The organism is Variovorax sp. RCC_210, from assembly GCF_041355175.1.
Taxonomy (GTDB): Bacteria; Pseudomonadota; Gammaproteobacteria; order Burkholderiales; family Burkholderiaceae_C; genus Variovorax.
Genome location: NZ_JBFUPJ010000013.1, coordinates 200,406 through 221,526 on the forward strand (window position 1 = coordinate 200,406; position 21,121 = coordinate 221,526).

Consider the following 21,121-nt stretch of genomic DNA (forward strand, 5'->3'; position numbering starts at 1 on the left):
CGCTCAGTTCGCGTCGAGCTCGCGGTGCCGCTTCAGCGAACCCCAGCGCGCGCCGAACGAGCGCGCCAGTTGCTCGACCAGGAACACAGAGCGGTGCTGCCCGCCGGTGCAGCCGATGGCCACCGTGACGTAGCTGCGATGGTCGCGCGCCAGCGCATCGAGCCAATGCGACAGGAACTGCTCGATGTCGTCGTACATGCGCGCCACGTCGTCGTGCTCGCGCAGCCACTCGATCACCGGTTCGTCGCGCCCCGTGAGCGGCCGCAACGCGGGCACGTAGTGCGGATTGGGCAGCATGCGCACGTCGAACACGTAGTCGGCGTCCAGCGGCACGCCGCGCTTGAACGCGAACGACTCGAACACCAGCGTCAGCGCGTTCTGCGGCGCCGAGATCAGCGACTTGATGTAGCTCTGCAGCTGCGCGGGCCGGATCAGGCTGGTGTCGATCACGTCGGCGCCGTCGCGCAGGTCGGCCAGCAGCTCGCGCTCCAGCTCGATGGCCTGCATCAGCACGCGATGCTGCTCAGGCACGTCGGTGCGGCCCTCCTGGCGCGAGAGCGGATGGCGGCGGCGGGTTTCCGAATAGCGGCGCAGCAGCGCGTCGGTGGTGGCATCGAGGAACAGCGAACGCAGCGAGATGCCGCCGTCGCGTCGCAGCGCCTCGAGCTGCAGCGGCACGATCGGCAGCGACACGCCGCTGCGCACGTCCATGGCAATGGCCACGCGCGGCGTGGCTTGCTCGTGCTGCAGGGCGATGAACGCGGTCAGCAGCTCGGGCGGCAGGTTGTCGACGCAGTAGTAGCCGGCGTCTTCCAGCGCATGCAAGGCCACCGACTTGCCGGAACCCGACATGCCGGTGATGAGCACGAGGTCGAGGTGGTTCATGGCGACGTCACCGGGGCCGTGGCGCTCTTGTGGCCCAGCATCTCGCGCGCATGCGCGAGCGAGGTCTGCGAGACCTTTTCGCCGCCCAGCATGCGGGCGATTTCCTTGGCGCGGTGGTCGTCGTCGAGGCGCGACACGCCGCTTTCGGTGCGCGGGCCGTCCTTGCCGGCGGCCGCCGTCTGGCGCTTGGCGACCACCAGGTGGTGGTCGGCGCAGGCGGCCACCTGGGGCAGGTGGGTCACGGCAAGCACCTGCCGGTCGCGGCCGAGCTGCTTCATGAGGCGCCCGACCGTCTCGGCGACCGCGCCGCCGACGCCCGCATCGACCTCGTCGAAGATCAGCGTCTGCGCGGTGCCGAGCTGGCTGGTGGTGACGGCAATGGCCAGCGCGATGCGCGACAGCTCGCCGCCCGAAGCCACCTTGCCGATGGCGCGCGGCGTGCTGCCGGTGTGGCCGGCCACGAGGAAGGCCACTTCTTCGAGGCCGGCGCGGCCGGGCTGCGCCAGCGGCTGCAGCTCGACCTCGAAGCGCCCGCCCTGCATGCCGAGGCCCTGCATGGCCTGCGTGACCGCCTGCCCGAGGCGCGGCGCGGCCTGCTTGCGCGACTTGCCCAGCGCCTTGGCTTCCTTCATGTAGACCTGCTGCGCGGCTTCTTCGGCGCGCTCCAGCCCGTCGAGATCGCTTTGCGCGTCGAGTGCCTGCAGCTCGGCCTGCCAGCCGGCCAGCAGTGCCGGCAGGTCGGCGGGCGTGCGCTTGTAGCGGCGCGCCAGCGACATCCACAGGCCCATGCGCTCGTCCAGCTCGGCGAGGCCGTGCGGGTCGGCGTCGGTGTCGCGCAGGTAGCCGTGCAGCGAATGGGCCGCGTCGGAGGCCTGTGCCACGCAGGAGGCCAGCACTTCGCCCAGGTTGCGGAATTCGGGCTCGATGTGCTCGCAGTTCTGCAGCAGCGTGGCCGCGCGCGTGAGCGCGGCGAGCGCGCCGTTGTCGTCGTCTTCCAGCGCCAGGCTGGCGCCTTGCGCCGCGTCGATCAGGGCCTGGGCGTTGGAGATGCGCGAATGCGCGGTCGACAGCTCTTCCCACTCGTCGGCGCCCGGTGCGAGCTTGGCGACTTCGGAAATCTGCCACTGCAGCCGTTCGCGTTCGCGCTGCAGCGAGTCTTGCGCCGAGCGCGCGTGCTCGAGCGACGAAAGCGCCTGCCGCCAGCCGTGCCACGCGGCATCGAGCGCGTCGGTGCGCACGCCCGCGTAGGCGTCGAGCAGGCCGCGCACGGCCTCGGGCCGGGTCAGGCTCTGCCAGGCGTGCTGGCCGTGGATGTCGAGCAGGTGGTCGCCCAGCTCGCGCAGTTGCGTGGCCGTGGCGGGGCTGCCGTTGATCCAGCCGCGGCTGCGGCCCTGCAGGTCGACCGTGCGGCGCAGCAGCAGGGCATCGCCGGCTTCGAAGCCGCCTTCGTCGAGCCAGGGGGCCAGGGCCGGGTCGGCGTCGAACTCGGCGCTCACGTCGAGCCGCTCGGCGCCTTCGCGCACCGCGCCGGCATCGGCCCGGTTGCCCAGCGCCAGCTGCAGCGCGTCGATCAATATGGATTTGCCCGCGCCGGTTTCACCGGTCAAGACCGTGAAGCCGCCGGACAGGTCGAGTTCGAGTGATCGCACGATCACGAAGTCGCGCAGTGCGATGCGTCGCAGCGCCATGTCAGGAGCCCCCTTCGTTCCAGTGAAGTTTCTTGCGCAAGGTGTCGAAATAGCTCCAGCCGCGCGGATGCAGGAAGCGCACCCGGAAGTCGGAGCGGCGCACCACCACGCGGTCGCCGATGGCGAGCGAGGCGAGCGATTGCATGTCGAAATTGGCGCTGGCGTCGCGTCCGCCGACCAGCTCGATGACGATCTCGTCGGCATCGGGCAGCACCACCGGGCGGTTCGACAGCGTGTGCGGCGCGATGGGCACCAGCACCCAGCCGGGCACCGCCGGGTGCAGCAAGGGGCCGCCGGCCGACAGCGCATAGGCCGTGGAGCCCGTGGGCGTGGCGATGATCAGGCCGTCGGCGCGCTGGCTGGCCACGAAGTGCCGGCCGACCGACACGCGCAGCTCGACCATGCCGGAGGTGGCGCCGCGGTTGACCACCACGTCGTTCATGGCGAGCGCGTCGAACACCGAGGCGCCGTCGCGCATCACGCTCGCGTGCATCAGGCTGCGATGGTCTTCTTCGTATTCGCCGGCCAGCATGGGAATCAGCGTGGCCTGGTAGTTGTCCAGCGGAATGTCGGTGATGAAGCCAAGGCGGCCGCGGTTGATGCCGATCAGCGGAATGCCATAGCTGGCGAGTTGCCGGCCGATGCCGAGCATGGTGCCGTCGCCGCCGACGACCAGGCCCAGGTCGCAGCGCTGGCCGATTTCCTCGACCGTCAGGGCTTCGTAGCGTGGGTGGGGCGGGGCACTTTCTTCGTCTTCCTTGCAGGTGGAGCGTTCGACGAAAACCTTGCAGCCCTGCGACTCCAGGAAGGCCCCGATGTTTTCCATCACACCGTCGCGAGCGTCCGCCTGCGCTCGGGCGCCGGAAGCCTGGTATTTGCCGATCAGGGCGACGTGACGAAAGCGAGAGGTCATATCTCACAAATTACAACACTAAAATCTTGCAATGCTGGACGACCGTGCCAAGTTGCTGCTCAAGACGCTCGTCGAGCGCTACATCGCCGACGGGCAACCCGTCGGGTCACGCACGTTGTCGCGTTCCGCGGGGCTCGACCTGTCGCCCGCGACCATCCGCAACGTCATGTCCGACCTCGAAGGGCTCGGGCTGATCGCCAGCCCGCACACCTCTTCGGGCCGCATTCCGACGCACCGCGGCTACCGCCTGTTCGTCGACACCATGCTGACCGCCCAGCGTGAGCACATGAACACGCCGAGCCTTGCGCCCGACCAGCCGCAGAAGGTGATCGCCAACGCGGCGCACCTGCTGTCGAACATGTCGCAGTTCGTGGGCGTGGTGATGGCGCCGCGGCGTGCCTCGGTGTTCAAGCAGATCGAGTTCCTGAGGCTGTCCGAGAAGCGGCTGCTGGTGATCATCGTGTCGCCCGACGGCGATGTGCAGAACCGGGTGATCTTCCCGGAGGCCGACTATTCGCAGTCGCAACTGGTCGAGGCCTCCAACTACATCAACGCGAACTATGCGGGCCTGACCATCGAGCAGGTGCGCGACAAGCTGCAGTCCGAGATCGAGACGCTGCGCGGCGAGATCGCCACGCTGATGCAGGCTGCGGTGAAGGTCAGCTCCGAAGTGCTGACAGAGGCGCAGGAAGACGATGTCGTGATTTCCGGCGAGCGCAACCTGCTGGCGGTGAGCGACTTTTCCAGCGACATGGGCCAGCTGCGCCGCGCCTTCGAACTGTTCGAGCAGAAGGCGCAGCTGATGCGGCTGCTCGATGTGTCGAGCAAGGCAGAAGGCGTGCGCATCTTCATCGGCGGCGAGAGCCAGGTGGTGCCCTTCGAGGAGCTGTCCATCGTCAGCGCCAACTACGAGGTCGACGGGCAGGTGGTGGGCACGCTGGGCGTGATCGGGCCGACGCGCATGCCGTACGAGCGGATGATCCAGATCGTCGATATCACCTCGCGGCTGGTGACCAACGCATTGAGCCATCGCAAGTAGCGTGGGCTGTGGCGCGGCGCGAATAGAATCCGTGCCGCGTGGGCCGTTAGCTCAGTTGGTTAGAGCAGCGGACTCATAATCCGTTGGTCGATGGTTCAAGCCCATCACGGCCTACCACCACCGCCAGTTGCACCAGGTTGTGCAAAGCTTTTTGGATGTCTTCGAGGAAGCCCGCGAAAACGGGATATAATCGTGGGCTCAGCGGCTGTAGCTCAGTTGGATAGAGTACTTGGCTACGAACCAAGGGGTCGTGGGTTCAATTCCTGCCAGCCGCACCAACTCTTTAAAGCCCGGAAGATTCGTCTTCCGGGCTTTTTTCTTTTGTGACGACCGCGTGTCTGCGATCAGGTAAATCCTAAAAGGTCGAGAAAAGCGGGCTATAATTGCAAGCTGTGCGGCTGTAGCTCAGTTGGATAGAGTACTTGGCTACGAACCAAGGGGTCGTGGGTTCAATTCCTGCCAGCCGCACCACTACATAAAAAGCCCGCAACGAAAGTTGCGGGCTTTTTTCTTTTTTGGAGGATTTTGCGTTGAGCAAGGCATTCACCAAGGAAACGGATTCCGACGGGGACGACGACGGCGCCGATGGCGCCCTGCCTCCGCTGCCCGCCGGCAGCAAGAACTACATCACCCCCGACGGTTACGCGCGCCTGCGCGACGAACTGCTGCAGCTGATGGACGAGGAGCGCCCCAAGATCGTCGAGACCGTGCACTGGGCCGCCAAGAACGGCGACCGCTCCGAGAACGGCGACTACCTCTACGGCAAGAAGCGCCTGCGGGAAATCGACAGGCGCATCCGCTTTCTCACCAAGCGGCTCGAAATCGCAGAAATCACCGACCCGTCGGTGCATCACGGCCGCGATCAGGTCTTCTTCGGCGCCACGGTGCGTTATGCCGACGAGGCGGGCGACGAGCGCAGCGTCACCATCCTCGGCATCGACGAGGCGGAGAGCGCAAAGGCGCAAGTCAGTTGGATCTCTCCGATCGCTCGAGCTTTGCTCAAGGCGCGCGAAGGCGACGTCGTAAAGCTCGTGACGCCGGGTGGCGCGCACGAGGTCGAGATTCTTTCGGTGAACTATCCCGCGCCGCGCCCGGCCGAAGCCTAGAGGCTCAGGGAGCGGGAACCGTCCGCGAGGCAGTCAGGACGGATGCGGTCCGCCGTGCGGCGCGCAGCACGGCGTCTAGATGCGTCCGGTCGCGCACCGCGATCACGAAGCGCAGGTCGGTCGAATCCTGCGGCGTCTCGTCGGCCATTTCCACGTGCGTGATGTCGGCTTCGGCATCCGCCAACGTGGCCGCGACCCGCGCGAGCACGCCCTTGTCGTTGCGCACGGTAATGACCACGCCAGTTTCGAAAGCGCGCGTGGGTTCGTCCGCCCACTCGACGGCGAAGAAGCGTTCACTGTCCTTGTGGCGCAGGCGCTGGCCGACACCGCAGTCTTCGGTGTGCACCACCAGGCCTTCGCCGTGCCCCAGATAGCCGACGATCTGGTCGCCGGGAATGGGGCGGCAGCACAGCGCGAAGCGCACGGACGAGTTCTCGCTGCCGTCCAGCGTGACCGCGCCCTGCGACACCGTCTCGTGCGAGATGAAGCGCTCGCGGCTCAGCAGCAGCGCGTCGGGCCGTTCGCCCAGTTCGGACAGCATGGACACCAGCCGTTTCGCGACGATGCTGGCGATGCGCTTGCCCAGACCGATGTCGGTCAGCAGTTCGGCGCGGGTCCGGTTGCCGGTGAAGCGCAGCAGCTTTTCCCACAGCGGCTGGTGCTCCTCGTCGTTCTCGGGCAGCTTGCTCAGCCCCTCGGCGCGCAGCGCCTGGGCCAGCAGCTTCTCGCCCAAGCCTTCCGACTCGGCGTGCGCCAGCGTCTTCAGGTAGTGACGGATCTTGGAGCGTGCCCGCCCGGTTCGCACGAACCCGAGCCATGCCGGGTTGGGCGTGGACACCGGCGCGGTGATCACCTCGACCACGTCGCCGTTCTTGAGCTCGGTGCGCAGCGGCACCTGGTCGCCGTTGATGCGCGCGGCCGATGTGTGGTCGCCGATGTTGCTGTGAATGGCGTACGCAAAGTCGACCACCGTGGCGCCGCGCGGGAGCGCCATGATCTGGCTCTTTGGCGTGAACACATAGACCGCATCCGGAAACAGGTCGACCTTGACGTGGTCCCAGAACTCGGCGGCGTCGCGCGTCTCGTCCTGGATGTCGAGCAGCGATTGCAGCCACTTGGTGCCCAGGCGGTCGTTGCTCGCAGCGTTGGGCTCGGCCGCCTTGTACAGCCAGTGCGCCGCCACGCCGGATTCGGCCACCACGTGCATGGCCTCGGTTCGCAGCTGGAACTCCACGCTCACGCCAGCGGGCCCCACCAGCGTGGTGTGCAGCGACTGGTAGCCGTTGAGCTTGGCGATCGCGATGTGGTCCTTGAACTTGCCGGGCAGCGGCTTGTACATCTGGTGCAGGATGCCCAGCCCGGTGTAGCAGGCGATCACGTTCGGCACGATCAGCCGGAAGCCGTAGATGTCGGTCACCTGCGCGAAGCTCAGGTGCTTTTCTTCCATCTTTCGATAGATGGAATACAGCGTCTTTTCACGCCCGGCGATCCGCAGCGTCATTCCGGCGGCGGAGAAGGCCGTTTCGACCTCTTTCTGCACCTTCTGGATCAGGTCGCGGCGTCGACCTCGCGCCTTGGCCACCGCTTTCGACAGCGTGGCGTAGCGCCAGGGCTTCAGGTGCCGGAACGACAGTTCCTGCAGTTCGCGATAGGTCTGGTTCAGTCCGAGGCGGTGCGCGATGGGCGCATAGATCTCGAGCGTTTCGCGCGAGATGCGGGCCCACTTCTCGCGCGGCGCATCGGCCAGCGTGCGCATGTTGTGCGTGCGGTCGGCCAGCTTCACGAGAATGACGCGCACGTCGCGCGCCATGGCAAGCAGCATCTTGCGGAACGACTCGGCCTGGTTTTCTTCGCGGGTGTTGAACTGCAGCTTGTCGAGCTTGGTGAGCCCGTCGACCAGTTCCGCCACCGGGGCACCGAAGCGTTCGATGAGTTCGGGCTTGGTGACGCCGCAGTCTTCGATGGCGTCGTGGAGCAAGGCCGCCATCAGCGCCTGCGCGTCGAGCTTCCACTCGGCGCATTGCGCCGCCACCGCGATCGGATGGGTGATGTAGGGCTCGCCGCTGTTGCGCAACTGGCCCAGGTGCGCCTCGTCGGCGAAGCGGTAGGCGCGCCGTACCAGTTCGGTGTCTTCGGGGCTCAGGTAGTCGAGGCGCGCCGTCAAGGCGGCGAAGCTTGCGGCGGCTGCGTTCAGCGCCGCCGGGCTCGGTTTCGGCGGGCCTTTGGGGGCTTGGGACTGATGTTTGGCTACCGCGCTCATGTCTATCACTTTAGCGTGACCGCTGTATGGACGCGTCCGGGCATAAAAAAAGCACCGCTTTGCGGTGCCTTTTCGTTGCAGGGCTGCGTCAGATCAGCCCGGCACCTTCTTGAGCATTTCGAGGCCGATCTTGCCTTCGGCGATTTCGCGCAGGGCGGTGACGGCGGGCTTGTTCTTGCTCTCGATCTTCGGTGCGTGGCCCTGGCTCAGCATGCGCGCGCGGTAGGTCGCGGCCAGAACGAGCTGGAAGCGGTTCGGGATGTTGACGAGACAATCTTCGACGGTGATGCGGGCCATGATGAGAATCTTTCTGTCGGTGAGCGAGGGCTCGGGTATCAGGGGATGTTCAGTGCGGCGAATGTGTCGGCACGCGCACGGCGCTGTGCGGAATACCGGAGCCGCTGAGCGTGGACGATCGCCTTGAGATCGAAAAGCGCGCGCTCAAATAACTCGTTGATTATAACGAAGTCGAATTCCCCCGCCCGTGCCATCTCTTCGGCGGCGTTTTTCAGGCGCAGTTCGATGACCGAGGCGCTGTCTTCGCCGCGCCGTTCGAGCCGCGAACGCAGTTCTTCCCAGCTGGGCGGCAGGATGAAGATCATCACCGCGTTGGCGAAGGTCTTGCGGATCTGCAGCGCGCCCTGGAAGTCGATTTCAAGGATCACGTCCGCTCCCTGGGCGATGCGCTCCTCGACGGCCCGCTTCGACGTGCCGTAGCGGTGCCCGTGCACATGCGCCCATTCCACGAAGCCGTCCGCCGCAATCAGCGCGTCGAACTCCGACGGCGAGGCGAAAAAGTACTCGCGGCCGTGCTTTTCCTGGCCGCGCGGCGACCGGGTGGTGTGCGACACCGAAGGCTGGACGGCCGAATCGAGCTCCATCAGCGCCTTCACCAGGCTCGATTTGCCGGCGCCGCTGGGCGCCGCGACCACGAAGATATTGCCGGGGTAGTCCATTCTTTCGCTCGTCATTCGATGTTCTGCACCTGTTCGCGCATCTGCTCGATCAGCACCTTCATGTCCACGCCGATGCGCGTGAGTTCCAGCGCCGCCGACTTCGAGCCCAGGGTGTTGGCCTCGCGGTGCAGCTCCTGGATGAGGAAGTCCAGGCGCTTGCCGATCTCGCCGCCCTTTTTCAGCAGCCGCTCGATCTCGTCGAGATGCGAGTTCAGCCGGGTGAGCTCCTCGGCCACGTCGATGCGGATGGCAAAGGCCGTGGCCTCGGTCAGCGCGCGGTCCTGGGCTGCCTCGGGCAGGGTGCCGCCGGTGCCGGCAGTCAGGCCCATGGCCTCCTGCCAGCGTTCCAGGAAGCGGGTGCGCTGCTGTTCGACCAGCTGGGGCACCAGCGGGCCGGCCTGCAGCACCAGGGTGCGCAACTGCCCCAGGTGGGCGTCGAGCATCTTGGCCAGCCGGGCGCCTTCGCGCTGGCGGGCCGACATCAGGCCGTCGAGCGCCTTGCCGGCGACGTCGAGCAGGTCGGCACCCCAGTCGCCGCGGGCGGCGCTGTCGCCGCCGGCCAGGCGCAGCACGTCGGCCACGCTCAGCTCCCGGGCGCCGGGCAGCCAGGCCTTGACGCTGTCCTGCACGCCGTTGAGCCGCTGGAGCAGCTTCACGGAGGGCTCGACGACGCCCGCCTGGGCGGTGTTCTCGATGGCGGCGCGCACCTCGACCTTGCCGCGCTTGAGCTTGCCCGTGAGCAGCTCGCGCAGGGCGGTTTCATGCTGGCGGAGTTCTTCCGGCAGCTTGAAGGTCAGGTCGAGAAAGCGGCTGTTGACCGAGCGGATTTCTACCCCGAGCCGGCCTGCGGCGGTAGGCCGTGCATCGGCTTCGGAGTGGCTGCCTGCGGACCCGTTCTGGCCGCTGGCGTAGCCGGTCATGCTGTAAACTGGCATTGCGCCTCACTGTGGTTTTGCTTGCATGCACCGAGGCGTCGGCACGGCGTTCGCTTGCCGCACCATCGCCTTCGGGCGAAACTCCCGGATTATGTCAAAGGTCAAGCCTACGCCCCTGTCGCCCGATACGGTCATCGGCGGATACCGCGTGATCCGCCGCCTTTCGGCGGGCGGTTTCGGCGTTGTCTACCTCGCGATCGACTCCAACGGCCAGCAGGTCGCCATCAAGGAATACCTGCCGTCCTCGCTGGCCACCCGCGGGCCCGGCGAGCTCAACCCGCAGGTGCCGCCCGAGAAGCTGTCGCTCTACCGCCTCGGCCTGAAGAGCTTCTTCGAAGAAGGCCGCTCGCTCGCCCAGATCTCGCATGCCTCGGTGGTCAGCGTGCTCAATTTCTTTCGCGAGAACGAGACCGTCTACATGGTCATGAACTACCTGGAGGGCGCCACCCTGCAGGATTTCGTGGTCACCGCGCGCGACCTGAAAAAGCAGAAGGTGTTCCGCGAGTCGACCATCCGCTCGCTGTTCGACGAGATCCTGCGCGGCCTGCGCATCGTGCACCAGTACAAGATGCTGCACCTGGACATCAAGCCGGCCAACATCTTCGTCACCGACGACGACCGCGCCGTGCTGATCGACTTCGGCGCCGCGCGCGAGGTGCTCAGCAAGGAAGGCATCTTCATCCGCCCGATGTACACCCCCGGCTTCGCCGCCCCCGAGATGTACCGGCGCGATTCGTCCATGGGCCCGTGGACCGACATCTACGCCATCGGCGCCTGCATCTACGCCTGCATGCAGGGCTATCCGCCCAACGACGCGCCGCGGCGCATCGAGAAAGACCGGCTCAGCCTGTCGCTGTCGCGCCTGCGCGGCGTGTATTCCGACAACCTCATCGAAGTGGTCGAGTGGTGCATGTCGCTCGATCCGCTGTCGCGCCCGCAATCGGTTTTCGCGCTGCAAAAGGAGCTCAGCCGCGAGGGCGAGCGCCGCTACACCAAGCTCACGGTGGGCGAGAAAGTGCGCCTGTCGATCGACAACATCCGCTCCTTCGACAAGAAGAGCCTGCCCAAGGCTGTAGCGCCCACCACGCGCCCCGCATGACATCATGAAATTCTCCGTCTTCCAGGTCAGCCGCAAGGGCGGTCGTGTCAAGAACGAAGACCGCATGGGCTATTGCTACACGCGGGAATCGGGGCTGTTCGTGCTGGCCGACGGCATGGGCGGCCACCCCGAGGGCGAGGTGGCGGCGCAGCTCGCGCTGCAGACCATTGCCGCGCTCTACCAGCGCGAGGCGCGCCCGACCGTGAAGGACGTGAAGGCCTTCCTGGCCGAGTCGGCCATGGCCGCGCACCAGCAGATCATGCGGTACGCCAGCCACAAGGCCATGCTCGACACCCCCCGCACCACCGTGGTCGCGGCCGTGCTGCAGAACTCCACCGCCACGTGGATGCACTGCGGCGACTCGCGCCTGTACGTGGTGCGCGACGGCCGCCTGCTGGTGCGCACGCGCGACCACTCCCACGCCGAGCGCCCCAAGCCCAACGCCTCCGACGCGCCCGTCAACCGCAACCTGCTGCTGACCTGCCTCGGCTCGCCGACCACGCCGCTGTTCGATGTGTCGGCGCCCATGGCGCTGCAGCGCGGCGACCGCCTCATGCTGTGCTCCGACGGCGTGTGGGGCGTGCTGGACGACGAACTCATCGTGCACACGCTGTCCTCCGGCAAGCCCGTGTCCGACGCCGCGCCCGACCTGGCCGAGATGGCGCTGCGCAAGGGCGGCTCCCACAGCGACAACGTCACCCTCATCGCGCTCGAATGGGAAATGCCCGACACCGCCGCGGCCGACGACCGCAGCGGCGTGTCTACCGAGACCATCGAGGACGGCGTGTTCGCCTCGACCATCCAGGCCGGCATGCCCTCCGACAGCGAGACCGACGACCTCGACGAAGACGCCATCGAGCGCTCCATCGCCGAGATCAACGAAGCCATTCGACGCTCCGCCGCACGCAAGACCTGAACGCCACGGCGCGCGCGGCCTTTTCCTTTTCTCTCCTTTTCCGGTTTTCAAACAATGACTGCTTTCACACGAAGCGGCGGCCGTGCCGCCGACCAGCTGCGCCCGGTGCGCATCACCCGCGGTTTCACCATCCACGCCGAGGGCTCGGTGCTCATCGAGTTCGGTCAGACGCGCGTGCTGTGCACCGCCTCGGTCGAGGAGAAGGTGCCGCCGCACAAGAAGGGCAGCGGCGAAGGCTGGGTGACGGCCGAATACGGCATGCTGCCGCGCGCCACCCACACCCGCAGCAGCCGCGAGGCCGCCAAGGGCAAGCAGACCGGCCGCACGCAGGAAATCCAGCGCCTCATCGGCCGCTCGATGCGCGCCGTGTTCGACCTGGCCGTGCTCGGCGAACGCACCATCCACCTCGACTGCGACGTGCTGCAGGCCGACGGCGGCACCCGCACCGCGGCCATCACCGGCGCCTTCGTGGCCGCGCAGGACGCCGTCAACAAGCTGCTGGCCTCCGGCGCGCTCAAGGCCTCGCCTATCAAGGGGCACGTGGCCGCCATTTCGGTGGGCATCGTCAGTGGTACGCCGCTGCTCGACCTCGAATACACCGAAGACTCGGCCTGCGACACCGACATGAACGTCGTCATGACCGGCGCCGGCCACTTCGTCGAAGTGCAGGGCACGGCCGAAGGCGTGGCCTTCACGCGCGACGAAATGAACGCCTTGCTCGGACTGGCCGAGAAGGGTATCAACGAACTCGTGACCCTGCAGCAGCAGGCACTGCTCTCCGACTGACAACAGCCACTGGCGCCCGTCGAACGGACGCCACAGCCATCCTGACTCATGAAACTGGTTCTTGCTTCCAACAACGCCGGCAAGCTCGCCGAACTCCAGCAGCTGTTTGCCGAGCTGTCCGTCACCCTGGTGCCGCAGTCGGCACTCGGCGTGGGCGAGGCTGAAGAACCCTTTCGCACCTTCGTGGAAAACGCGCTCACCAAGGCGCGCCACGCCAGCGCCGCCACCGGCCTGCCGGCCATGGCCGACGACGCCGGCCTGTGCGTCGACGCCTTCGGCGGCCTGCCGGGCGTGGACACCGCCTACTACGCCACGCAGTTCGGCTACGCCAAGGGCGACGCCAACAACGTGAAAGCGCTGCTGGAGCAACTCGACGGCGTGGCCAACCGCCGCGCCGCGCTCGTCAGCACGCTGGTCGCGTTGCGCAGCCACGACGACCCCGAGCCGCTCATTGCCGTCGGCCGCGTGGTCGGCGAGATTGCGGCGGCGCCCATCGGCGACAACGGCTTCGGCTTCGACCCCGTCATGTACCTGCCAGGCTTCGGCAAGACCTTCGCCCAGCTCTCGCCCGAAGTGAAGAACGCCAACAGCCACCGCGGCCGCGCCGCGCAGGCCATGCTCGCGCTGATGCGCGAGCGCTGGTTCTGAGGCGCCGATGGCTACCGTTTTTCCGATCCAGCCGGCACAGCCGGACCAGCCCACGGGCCAAGCAAACGCCGGGCAGGCCAACGACGTGCTGCACTGGATGCGGCCCGGCCCGCTGCAGCTCTCGGCGCTGCCGCCGCTGTCGCTGTACATCCACCTGCCGTGGTGCCTACGCAAGTGCCCGTACTGCGACTTCAACTCGCACGAATGGCGCGCCACCAGCGAGGCCGACATCGACGGCCTGCCCGAGGCGGCGTACATCGACGCGCTGGTCGCCGACCTGGACGCGGCGCTGCCGCTCATCTGGGGCCGCACCGTGCACACCATCTTCATCGGCGGGGGCACGCCCAGCCTGTTCTCGCCGCAGGCCATCGACCGCCTGCTGGGCGACGTGCGTGCGCGGCTCAAACTGGCGCCCGACTGCGAGATCACGCTGGAGGCCAACCCCGGCACCTTCGAGCGCAACCGCTTTCGCGCCTACCGCGCCGCGGGCGTCACGCGCCTGTCGGTGGGCGTGCAGAGCTTCAACGACGCGCACCTGAAGGCCCTGGGCCGCGTGCACGACCGCGCGCAGGCCATCGCCGCGCTCGAAGAGGCCGCGCAGGCGTTCGACACCTTCAACCTCGACCTGATGTACGCGCTGCCGGGCCAGACCATGGAAGACCTGGACGCCGACCTGAGCCAGGCGCTGGCGCTGGCGCCGCCGCATCTCTCCATCTACCACCTGACCATCGAGCCCAACACCTGGTTCGCCAAGTTTCCGCCGACCCTGCCCGAGGACGACATCGCCTACGCCATGCTCGACCGCATCACCGAGCGCACCGGCGCGCAGGGCATGTCGCGCTACGAGGTCTCGGCCTATGCGCGGGACGGCCACGTGTGCCAGCACAACCTGAACTACTGGCAGTTCGGCGACTACCTGGGCATTGGCGCCGGCGCCCACAGCAAGCTGAGCTTTGCGCACCGCATCGTGCGGCAGGTGCGCTATCGCGAGCCGCGGCTGTACATGGAGAACGCGCGCGCGGGCGCCGCGGTGTCGCAGAGCGACGAGGTGGCGCTGGCCGACCTGCCGTTCGAGTTCATGCTCAACACGCTGCGCCTGAAGCAGGGCTTCACGCTGCCGCAGTTCAGCGAGCGCACCGGGCTGGCGATGACGTCGATACAGCGCGGCCTGGAAGAAGCCGAGCGCAAGGGGCTGGTGGCGCGCGACCTGTTCCGCGTATGGCCGACCGAGCGCGGGCTGGATTTTCTGAGTGACCTGCAGACGCTGTTCCTGCCCGAGGGCGACTGAGCGCGTCGGTGGGCCGCGCCGCCGGCTTAGAATCGCCGGCTCCGGAGAGTTGGGTGAGTGGTTTAAACCAGCAGTCTTGAAAACTGCCGACGTGAAAACGTCCGTGAGTTCGAATCTCACACTCTCCGCCAGAATCGATCTCTGGCAGTTTTTGAAAGTCCCGCGCAGTCTCTGCGACGGGACTTTTTCCATTGGGCGGTTACCTGCGGCGCATCAGCCCTCTGGCTACCTCGATCTCCGGGCGCCCCGTCAGTCCCACACACCCGAGATACCTGCACGCACGCCCGCGGTGCCGGCCGAGGTGGCGGTGACACCGCCCGTCACGCTCCAGCGGCCGTTCTCCGCCGTCTTGCGCAGCGAAGCACCGACCGCCGTCTGGCCCTGGTAGTGGCCCAGGCCGGCCGCATAGGTGACTTTGCCTGCGACGTACGGCGCGCTCTCGAGCGCCATCGCAGCCGCAGTGCCCGCATAGGACTTTTTCGCCACATCGCGCAACGCGCTGCCGAGCTGGTTGGCGCGCGCGTTGGTGTAGTTCATCGACGCCGCCGTGGCGCTGTTGAGCTGGTTCACATTGACCGCGTCGTTGCCCTGCACGCCCGGCGCCACGTTCGAAATGCGCGTGCCGTCGGGCGCCTGGCCGTTGCCCATCGTCATCTGGCCGTAGTTGGTCGTGCCGTCGGCGTGGGTGTCGTACTGCACCGAGCCCGCCTTGACGGCGTTCGCAGAAGCCTTCAATTGCGCCACGTTGGCCGCATCGCTGTCCGCCGTGCCCGCGGCAACGCCGGTGATCTGGCGGAACTGCCCGTTGCCTGCATCGCCTACGAACACCGCGCCTTGCGTGCCGGTGGTCGCCCGCACCGCCGCGGCCTGCTGCGCGCTCGCACCGACCGGTACGTGGCCAACCACGCCCGCCGCGGCCGACGCCACAGAGCCCGAGCCCAGCGCAACCCCGCCCGTCTGCTGCACCACCGCCTTGAAGCCGATGGCCGTGCCGCTGGCCGATGTCGCCTGCGCGCCCGAACCCACGGCCACGGACGAAGCACCGCCGGCCACCGCCTGCGGCCCCACCGCCACGGCGTCGGTGCCGCTCGCGTTGGCATCGGGCAGAGCGGAGTTCGAGCGGAAGTACTTGATGCCGCCCCCGCCGTTGATCGCGTGGTTGACCGTGCGCAGGTTGTCGTTCACCGAACCCAGTGCGCCGCCGACGTTGTCATAGGTGTTGCCCTGCACGGTGTAGCTCGGCGCGTTGCCTTCGTTCAGGTTCGCGCCGCCGCCCAGCGCGCGCGACACCGCTGTGTTCGCGGCGGCGAGCTGCGCGCCGTTGACGGCATCGGTCGACCGGTCGTTGACCGCGCCCTGCGCCACGTTGCCGATCCGGGTGCCGCCCGTCCTGCCGCCGTCGGTGGAGGCCGGGCCGCCCAGCGTCGCTGCGCGCTTGTCTGCACCGTCGTACTGGAGCGCGTTGCCCGCCGCGGTCGACACCCGCCTCAACTGGCCGAGATTGACGGCATCGCCGTCGCCCGTGCCGGCGGCCACGTTGGTCACGCGCTGCGCCGCGCCTGGGTTGTCGGAATTTCCGTCCCTGCCCACCAGCACCAGTTCATTGGCACTGCCTGTGCGCTGCAGCGGGCCGGACTTGCCGTCGTTGATGCTCGCGTTCAGGTTCCTGATGTCGTTGCCGAGGTTGGCGACGTTCTGGTTGGTTGCATGCAGCTGGCCGCCGTTGACCGCGTCCCTCGAGCCTTCGGCCAGGTTGCCGTCGGCGACGTTGCTCAGCCTCACCGGCGCGGTCAGCGGCGCCGCGCCGTCGGCGCCCGCGCCGCCCAGCGTGATGTGGGTCTTTGCCTGCGTGCCGTCCGCGTTCCTGTCGTACTGCAGCGCGTTGTCCGCCTTGGTGCCCGCAGCGGCCACCGCCGCGTTGACCGCGTGCAGCTGGCTGCCGTTGACCGCATCGGTCGAGGTGGCCGACAGGGTGCCCGCCTTCACGTTGGTCAGTTGCTGCGCGGCGCCCGGCGCGGCGCCGGTGCCGCCCGGCGCCACCAGTGCGAGCTGGTCGTCGTTGCCCGTTTGCCGCACCGGACCGACCGCGCCGTTGGAAACCGCGCGGCCGAGGTTGTCCAGCGCGCCCTGCACCGTCGTGGCGGTGCCGCCGCCGACCGTGACGAAGGTCGGCGGGGTGTACACGCCGTTGGCGTAGGTGCCGCCCAGCGCGTTGCCGATGCCTGTGCCCAGTGCGTTCAGCTGGCCGCCGTTGACAGCGTCCTTCGATCCCGCGACCACGTTGCCGTCGGCCACGTTCGCCAACCGCACAGCGTCCGTTGCAGGTGTGCCGTCTGCGTTGTTGCCTCCCAGCGTGACGCGGGTCTTGTCGACGGTGCCATCGGCCCTCTTGTCGTACTTCACCGCCTCGTCCGCAAGCTGGTCGAGTTGACCGCGGTTGATCGCGTCGTCGGGCGCGGTGCCGTTGCCGACGCGGGTGATCGTCGAGCCGCCGGCATCGACGCCGGCCGTGGTCACGCTCGGGCCGCCTTGCACGGTCAAGCCGTTGCTGCCCAGCGTGGCGCTGCTGAAGCCGGGCGCGCCTGGTGTGCCGGTGGTGGAAGTCACCGATTCGAAGGTCGGCGTCTTCGACACGTCCACCTTCAACTGATTGCCGGCACGAGACACCGTGGTGTTGCTGCCGTCGATGAAGTCGACCGCACCGCCCGGTGCGAGGTTCAGGGCGTCCACACCGTTGACGCTCAGGCGCCACCCTTTGCCAGCCGTCGCTCGCACTGCATCGAGCTGCCCGCCGTTGACCGCGTCCCTCGAGCCGACTGCCACGTTGCCGTCCGCCACATTGCCCAGCCTCACCGGCGTGCTGGCGCCCGCGCCGCCCAGCGTCACGCCGGTCCGGCCCTGCGTGCCGTCTGCGTTCCTGTCGTACTGCACCGCGCTGCCGGCGAGCGCGTCGAGTTGGCCCACGTTGGCCGCATCGGTCGGTGCCTTGCCGGCCGCGACGTTGCCCAGCGTTTGCGCAGTGCCGGGCGCAGCGGTGGTCGCACCCGGCGCGAGCAGCGTGAGCTGGTCGGTCTTGCCGGGAGCAGCCTGCACCAGGCCGGTTGTGCCCGCGGCAATGCTGTCGCCCAGCATGGTGACGTTCTGGTTGGTGGTGTTCAGCTGGGCGCCGTTGACGGCGTCCGTCGAGCTGGCGCTCAGCGCGCCCTGCGCGACGTTGGACAGCCTGGTGCCGCCGGTTCTGCCGCCGTCCGTGGAGACCATGCCGCCGAGCGTCGCGGCGCGCCGGTCGCCGCCGTCGTATTGCACCGAATTGCCGGCCTGGGCCTGCGCGAGCTTCACCTGCCCTACGTTGGCCGCATCGGTGTCGTCCGTGCCTGCGACCACACGGGTGATCTTCCTGCTGCCTGCGTCGATGCCGGCGGTGGTCACGCTCGGGCCGGCCTTGTTGTCGATGCCGGAGGCCGTTGTCAGGCCGTTGGCGCCCAGCGTGGTGCTGCTGAAGCCGGCCGTGCCCGGCGTGCCTGACGTCGCAGTCACCGAATCGAAGGTCGGCGTCTTCGACACATCCACCCTGATCTGATTGCCGATGCGCGAGACGGCGGTATTGCTGCCGTTGACGAAATCGACTCCGCCGCCAGGCGCGATGTTCAGCGGATTCACGCCGTTCGCACTCAGGTTCCATCCCTTGGTCGCCGTCGCGTTCACCACGTCCAGCTGGCTGAGGTTGACGGCATCGGTGGGCGCCGTGCCGGCGGCCACGTTGACGATCTGGCGCTCGGCGTCGGCGCTGCCGACCGACACCGTGTCGGCGCGGTCCGCGATGCTGCCCTGGCCCAGCGCGACGGCGCCTTCCTGCGTGGCGCTGGCGCGGCTGCCCAGCGCCGAAGCACCCGCTGCACTGGCGTTGGCGCCGTAGCCATAGGCGACCGTGTCATCGGCCGTGGCCGACGCCTGCATGCCCACGGCCACGCCCCGGTTGCCTTTCATCGTGGCGCCATAGCCGATCGCCACGCCGGCATGGTCGCCGCCGCTGCCGCTGGTCGCGTTGGACTGTACGCCGATGGCGATGTCTCCGGGGGACCCCGTCACAGCCGCCACTTCCGAGCCGCCGGATCGCGCCTTGACGAACTTCGTCGCGGTGTCCAGCTGCGACTTGTTGACCGCGTCGGTCAACGCCGTGCCGGCAGCGACGTTGGCGATCTGGCGCTCCGCACCGGCGCTGCCGACCGACACCGTGTTGGCGCGATCCGCGACGCTGCCCTGGCCCAAGGCCACCGCGCTGGCCTGCGTGGCATTGGCGCGGCTGCCGAGCGCCAACGCGCCCCTTGCGCTGGCATTGGCCTCGTAGCCGTAAGCGACCGTGTCGTCGCCCGTGGCCGACGACTGCATACCCACGGCCACGCCCCGGTTGCCCCTCATCGTCGCGCCATAGCCGATGGCCACGCCGGCATGGTCGAGGTTGCTGCCGCTGGTCGCGTTGGCCTGCACGCCGATGGCGACGTCTCCCAGCGTTGCCGCAACGGCGGCCAGTTCCGTGCCGCCGGATCTCACCTTGACGAACTTGGTCGCGTCGTCCAGCTGCCTCTTGTTGATCGCGTCGTCGTCCCTGGTGGCCGCGCCCACGTTGGCGATCTGCCGGCTCGCCGCGTCGATGCCGGTAGAGAGAATGCCGGGTCCGGCCCTGCCGTCCGCGCCGATGGTCGTCAGACCGTTGCCGCCCAGCGTGGCGCTGCCGCTGCCGGGCGCGCCCGGTCTTGCAGTCACCGAGTCGAAGGTCGGCGCCTTCGACACATCGACCCTGATCTGGTTGCCGGTGCGCGAGGCGGTGGTGTTGCTGCCGTTGATGAAGTCCACCGCACCGCCCGGCGCGATGTTCAGCGCGGCCCCTCCGTTCACGCCCAGGTTCCAGCCCTTGCCGGCCGCCGCGCGCACCGTATCGAGCTGCCCGCCGTTGACCGCATCGGTCGAACCCGCGGCCACATTGCCCGCGGCCACGTTACCCAGCCGCACCGGCGTGGTGGCGCCTGCGCCGCCCAACGTCACGCCGGCCTTGTTCAGCGTGCCGTCCGTGTTCCTGTCGTACTGCACGCCCGCCGCGGACGCCGCCTGCAACTGGCTGACGTTGACCGAATCCGTTGCGGCACTGCCAGCGGCCACATTGGTGATGCGCCGCTCGTTGCCGGCCGACCCCACCGACACCTCGCCAACCGGCGTCGAGCCCGCAATGACCGCGCCCTTGAACGGCGTGTGCGCCACGCCCGACTGCAACGTCGCCAGCGTGCCCGACGTCTTGCTCGACGAGCCCAGCGCCACGCTGTCGGGGTACAGCGCAATCGACTTGTTGCCCAGCGCGATGGCCCCGGCCCCGGATGCCTGGGCACCCGTGCCCACAGCGACGGCATTCGACGCGGAGGCCGTGGCCCCGTCGCCCTGGGCGATGCCGAAGGCGCCGCTGGTGGTGGCCCCTCGGCCGAGCGCGATGCCGGAGGTGGCCGTGGACGCGACGTTGGATTGGCCGCCGATGGCAATCGCATCGGCGCCGGCGGCGGACGCGCCGTTCAAGGTGTTGCTGCCGAGCGCCGTCGCCCCGGCCCCTGCCGCCAGCGTCGTGCGGCCCACGGCCAAGGCGAACTCGCCCGCTGCCTGGGCGCCGGAGCCGATGGCCGCGCTCCGGTCGCCGGTGGACGATGCCGATGAGCCGATGGCAATTCCGTTCGACGCATTGACGCCCGTGACCGCGGTGGGGCCCAGCGCAATGGAAGAGCCGGCGAACGCCTGGGCGCTCATGCCGATGGCCACTGCGTTTTTCGCGTTGACCCCAGCGATGGCGCCGGGGCCGAATGCGATGGAAGCGTTGCCGAGCGCCTGGGCCGTCCAACCCAGGGCAGAAGCGAAGTTGTTCGTGGCCAGGGCTGTCATGCCGATGGCCACGCTGCTGAACGCGGCCGTTGCGCCGTCGCCCTGGGCGATGCCGAACTTGTCGCTGACTGTCGCCCCGCGGCCGATGGCAATACCGGAAATGGCCGTGGACGCGGCGTTCGATTGTTCGCCGATGGCGATGGCATCCGCGGCGGTGGCTGATGCACCCGCTGCAATAGTGCCGCGGGCCGTGGCGCCCGTGCCACCGCCGATGGCGATGCTCGCCGCACCGGTGGCGACGCCGCCACTGCCCACGGGAGTGAACTGAGCGAATGCAGAAGGCAATGCGCCGGCCATGCCAAGAACGGCCAGGGAGATCGCGCCGGTGAGTCGACCGCCATGGCCGCGCGTTCGCTCGAAGGACGCTGGCGAAGAACCGGTTGCCGAATTTCCGAGCTTGCTGCGCTTGCCGCGGCCCTTGGTCGTTTCAGAGGCGGCAACCCAGGCGCCGAGCGATTCGTTCCAGATGGTTTTGTAGGACTTGTTCATTGGTGGACGGGTCAGCGCCTTGAAGCAAAGGCGGGGAAGGGTGAAAGACGCAGGCGCGATGGAGACGCCGGATGCGCGAAGAAAACTGGCCAAACCCCACGGCCGGTTTGGACTCTAGGTTTCGCTCTTTCACTTCCCTATAGGACCAGTCTCAATAACTGTTCCCGATCGTCAGCGGGCCACCACTAGCCCTG

Annotated in this window: 15 protein-coding genes and 4 tRNA genes; 11 read left to right on the forward strand and 8 right to left on the reverse strand. The window is 68.0% G+C overall.

What is annotated here, in order from left to right:
* Positions 1-3: 3 nt before the first annotated feature.
* The 3 genes from rapZ to AB6807_RS29450 are packed head-to-tail and all read right to left on the reverse strand — an operon-like array spanning position 4 to position 3,486.
* Positions 4-885, reverse strand: coding sequence for an RNase adapter RapZ (gene rapZ, locus AB6807_RS29440; protein WP_116909296.1), 882 nt, complete (start codon positions 883-885; stop codon positions 4-6).
* The gene (gene recN, locus AB6807_RS29445; RefSeq protein ID WP_116909295.1) at positions 882-2,573 is read right to left on the reverse strand and encodes a DNA repair protein RecN; all 1,692 of its coding nucleotides are present in this window, start codon (positions 2,571-2,573) and stop codon (positions 882-884) included. Before recN ends, rapZ begins: the two co-directional genes overlap by 4 nt.
* 1 nt (position 2,574) lies before the next feature.
* The gene (locus AB6807_RS29450; RefSeq protein WP_116909294.1) at positions 2,575-3,486 is read right to left on the reverse strand and encodes an NAD kinase; all 912 of its coding nucleotides are present in this window, start codon (positions 3,484-3,486) and stop codon (positions 2,575-2,577) included.
* A 31-nt stretch (positions 3,487-3,517) separates the two neighbouring features.
* Here AB6807_RS29450 and hrcA point away from each other — a divergent pair, with 31 nt between their 5' ends.
* The 5 genes from hrcA (at position 3,518) to greB (ending at position 5,631) form a co-directional block, all read left to right on the forward strand.
* Complete coding sequence (hrcA, locus tag AB6807_RS29455; RefSeq protein ID WP_116909293.1) at positions 3,518-4,525, forward strand: heat-inducible transcriptional repressor HrcA; 1,008 nt, start codon at positions 3,518-3,520, stop codon at positions 4,523-4,525.
* A 40-nt stretch (positions 4,526-4,565) separates the two neighbouring features.
* Positions 4,566-4,642: transfer RNA gene (locus AB6807_RS29460), tRNA-Ile, on the forward strand.
* Positions 4,643-4,726: 84 nt separating this feature from the next.
* A tRNA-Arg gene (locus AB6807_RS29465) sits at positions 4,727-4,803 on the forward strand.
* A 116-nt stretch (positions 4,804-4,919) separates the two neighbouring features.
* Positions 4,920-4,996, forward strand: a tRNA-Arg gene (locus AB6807_RS29470).
* Positions 4,997-5,055: 59 nt separating this feature from the next.
* Positions 5,056-5,631 carry a transcription elongation factor GreB gene (gene greB / locus AB6807_RS29475; RefSeq protein ID WP_371087329.1) on the forward strand — a complete coding sequence of 192 codons (576 nt, stop codon included), beginning with the start codon at positions 5,056-5,058 and terminating at the stop codon, positions 5,629-5,631.
* 4 nt (positions 5,632-5,635) lie between these two features.
* Here the strand turns inward: greB and AB6807_RS29480 are convergent, their stop codons facing one another.
* From AB6807_RS29480 to AB6807_RS29495, 4 genes are all read right to left on the reverse strand, one after another.
* Entirely contained in the window at positions 5,636-7,891 is a 2,256-nt protein-coding gene (locus AB6807_RS29480; RefSeq protein WP_116909633.1) for a bifunctional (p)ppGpp synthetase/guanosine-3',5'-bis(diphosphate) 3'-pyrophosphohydrolase, read from the reverse strand.
* A gap of 93 nt (positions 7,892-7,984) precedes the next feature.
* On the reverse strand, positions 7,985-8,188 hold the full coding sequence (gene rpoZ, locus AB6807_RS29485; protein ID WP_007835875.1) for a DNA-directed RNA polymerase subunit omega: 204 nt from the start codon (positions 8,186-8,188) through the stop codon (positions 7,985-7,987).
* A gap of 38 nt (positions 8,189-8,226) precedes the next feature.
* Positions 8,227-8,847, reverse strand: coding sequence for a guanylate kinase (gene gmk, locus AB6807_RS29490; RefSeq protein ID WP_116909291.1), 621 nt, complete (start codon positions 8,845-8,847; stop codon positions 8,227-8,229).
* Positions 8,848-8,858: 11 nt separating this feature from the next.
* Entirely contained in the window at positions 8,859-9,782 is a 924-nt protein-coding gene (locus AB6807_RS29495; protein ID WP_371087330.1) for a YicC/YloC family endoribonuclease, read from the reverse strand.
* A gap of 91 nt (positions 9,783-9,873) precedes the next feature.
* Between AB6807_RS29495 and AB6807_RS29500 the strand changes: the two genes are divergently transcribed.
* The 6 genes from AB6807_RS29500 to AB6807_RS29525 all read left to right on the forward strand — a co-directional run bounded on the left by AB6807_RS29500 (position 9,874) and on the right by AB6807_RS29525 (position 14,650).
* Positions 9,874-10,881 (forward strand): serine/threonine-protein kinase, encoded by a 1,008-nt coding sequence (locus AB6807_RS29500; protein WP_116909289.1) that lies wholly within the window; start codon positions 9,874-9,876, stop codon positions 10,879-10,881.
* A gap of 4 nt (positions 10,882-10,885) precedes the next feature.
* The gene (locus AB6807_RS29505; protein ID WP_116909288.1) at positions 10,886-11,797 is read left to right on the forward strand and encodes a PP2C family serine/threonine-protein phosphatase; all 912 of its coding nucleotides are present in this window, start codon (positions 10,886-10,888) and stop codon (positions 11,795-11,797) included.
* Between the two features lie 54 nt (positions 11,798-11,851).
* Positions 11,852-12,583: a ribonuclease PH gene (rph, locus tag AB6807_RS29510; protein ID WP_371087331.1), complete on the forward strand. Its 732-nt coding sequence runs from the start codon at positions 11,852-11,854 to the stop codon at positions 12,581-12,583.
* A 48-nt stretch (positions 12,584-12,631) separates the two neighbouring features.
* The gene (gene rdgB / locus AB6807_RS29515; protein ID WP_371087332.1) at positions 12,632-13,231 is read left to right on the forward strand and encodes an RdgB/HAM1 family non-canonical purine NTP pyrophosphatase; all 600 of its coding nucleotides are present in this window, start codon (positions 12,632-12,634) and stop codon (positions 13,229-13,231) included.
* Positions 13,232-13,238: 7 nt separating this feature from the next.
* A complete protein-coding gene (gene hemW, locus AB6807_RS29520; protein ID WP_371087333.1) occupies positions 13,239-14,519 on the forward strand; it encodes a radical SAM family heme chaperone HemW in 1,281 nt (426 codons plus the stop codon).
* 43 nt (positions 14,520-14,562) lie between these two features.
* Positions 14,563-14,650 (forward strand) — tRNA-Ser (locus tag AB6807_RS29525).
* A 118-nt stretch (positions 14,651-14,768) separates the two neighbouring features.
* Here AB6807_RS29525 and AB6807_RS29530 read toward each other — a convergent pair.
* Positions 14,769-20,927 carry an ESPR-type extended signal peptide-containing protein gene (locus tag AB6807_RS29530; protein WP_371087334.1) on the reverse strand — a complete coding sequence of 2,053 codons (6,159 nt, stop codon included), beginning with the start codon at positions 20,925-20,927 and terminating at the stop codon, positions 14,769-14,771.
* Between the last annotated feature and the right edge of the window lie 194 nt (positions 20,928-21,121).

What these genes read in the sequence shown, in the direction of transcription:
- AB6807_RS29480 (WP_116909633.1), bottom strand. Translation starts at nt 7,891, where the DNA reads ATGAGCGCGGTAGCCAAACATCAGTCCCAAGCCCCCAAAGGCCCGCCG.
- recN (WP_116909295.1), bottom strand. Translation starts at nt 2,573, where the DNA reads ATGGCGCTGCGACGCATCGCACTGCGCGACTTCGTGATCGTGCGATCA.
- gmk (WP_116909291.1), bottom strand. Translation starts at nt 8,847, where the DNA reads ATGGACTACCCCGGCAATATCTTCGTGGTCGCGGCGCCCAGCGGCGCC.
- rpoZ (WP_007835875.1), bottom strand. Translation starts at nt 8,188, where the DNA reads ATGGCCCGCATCACCGTCGAAGATTGTCTCGTCAACATCCCGAACCGC.
- AB6807_RS29500 (WP_116909289.1), top strand. Translation starts at nt 9,874, where the DNA reads ATGTCAAAGGTCAAGCCTACGCCCCTGTCGCCCGATACGGTCATCGGC.
- rapZ (WP_116909296.1), bottom strand. Translation starts at nt 885, where the DNA reads ATGAACCACCTCGACCTCGTGCTCATCACCGGCATGTCGGGTTCCGGC.
- AB6807_RS29495 (WP_371087330.1), bottom strand. Translation starts at nt 9,782, where the DNA reads ATGCCAGTTTACAGCATGACCGGCTACGCCAGCGGCCAGAACGGGTCC.
- rph (WP_371087331.1), top strand. Translation starts at nt 11,852, where the DNA reads ATGACTGCTTTCACACGAAGCGGCGGCCGTGCCGCCGACCAGCTGCGC.
- rdgB (WP_371087332.1), top strand. Translation starts at nt 12,632, where the DNA reads ATGAAACTGGTTCTTGCTTCCAACAACGCCGGCAAGCTCGCCGAACTC.
- AB6807_RS29450 (WP_116909294.1), bottom strand. Translation starts at nt 3,486, where the DNA reads ATGACCTCTCGCTTTCGTCACGTCGCCCTGATCGGCAAATACCAGGCT.
- hemW (WP_371087333.1), top strand. Translation starts at nt 13,239, where the DNA reads ATGGCTACCGTTTTTCCGATCCAGCCGGCACAGCCGGACCAGCCCACG.
- AB6807_RS29505 (WP_116909288.1), top strand. Translation starts at nt 10,886, where the DNA reads ATGAAATTCTCCGTCTTCCAGGTCAGCCGCAAGGGCGGTCGTGTCAAG.
- hrcA (WP_116909293.1), top strand. Translation starts at nt 3,518, where the DNA reads ATGCTGGACGACCGTGCCAAGTTGCTGCTCAAGACGCTCGTCGAGCGC.
- AB6807_RS29530 (WP_371087334.1), bottom strand. Translation starts at nt 20,927, where the DNA reads ATGAACAAGTCCTACAAAACCATCTGGAACGAATCGCTCGGCGCCTGG.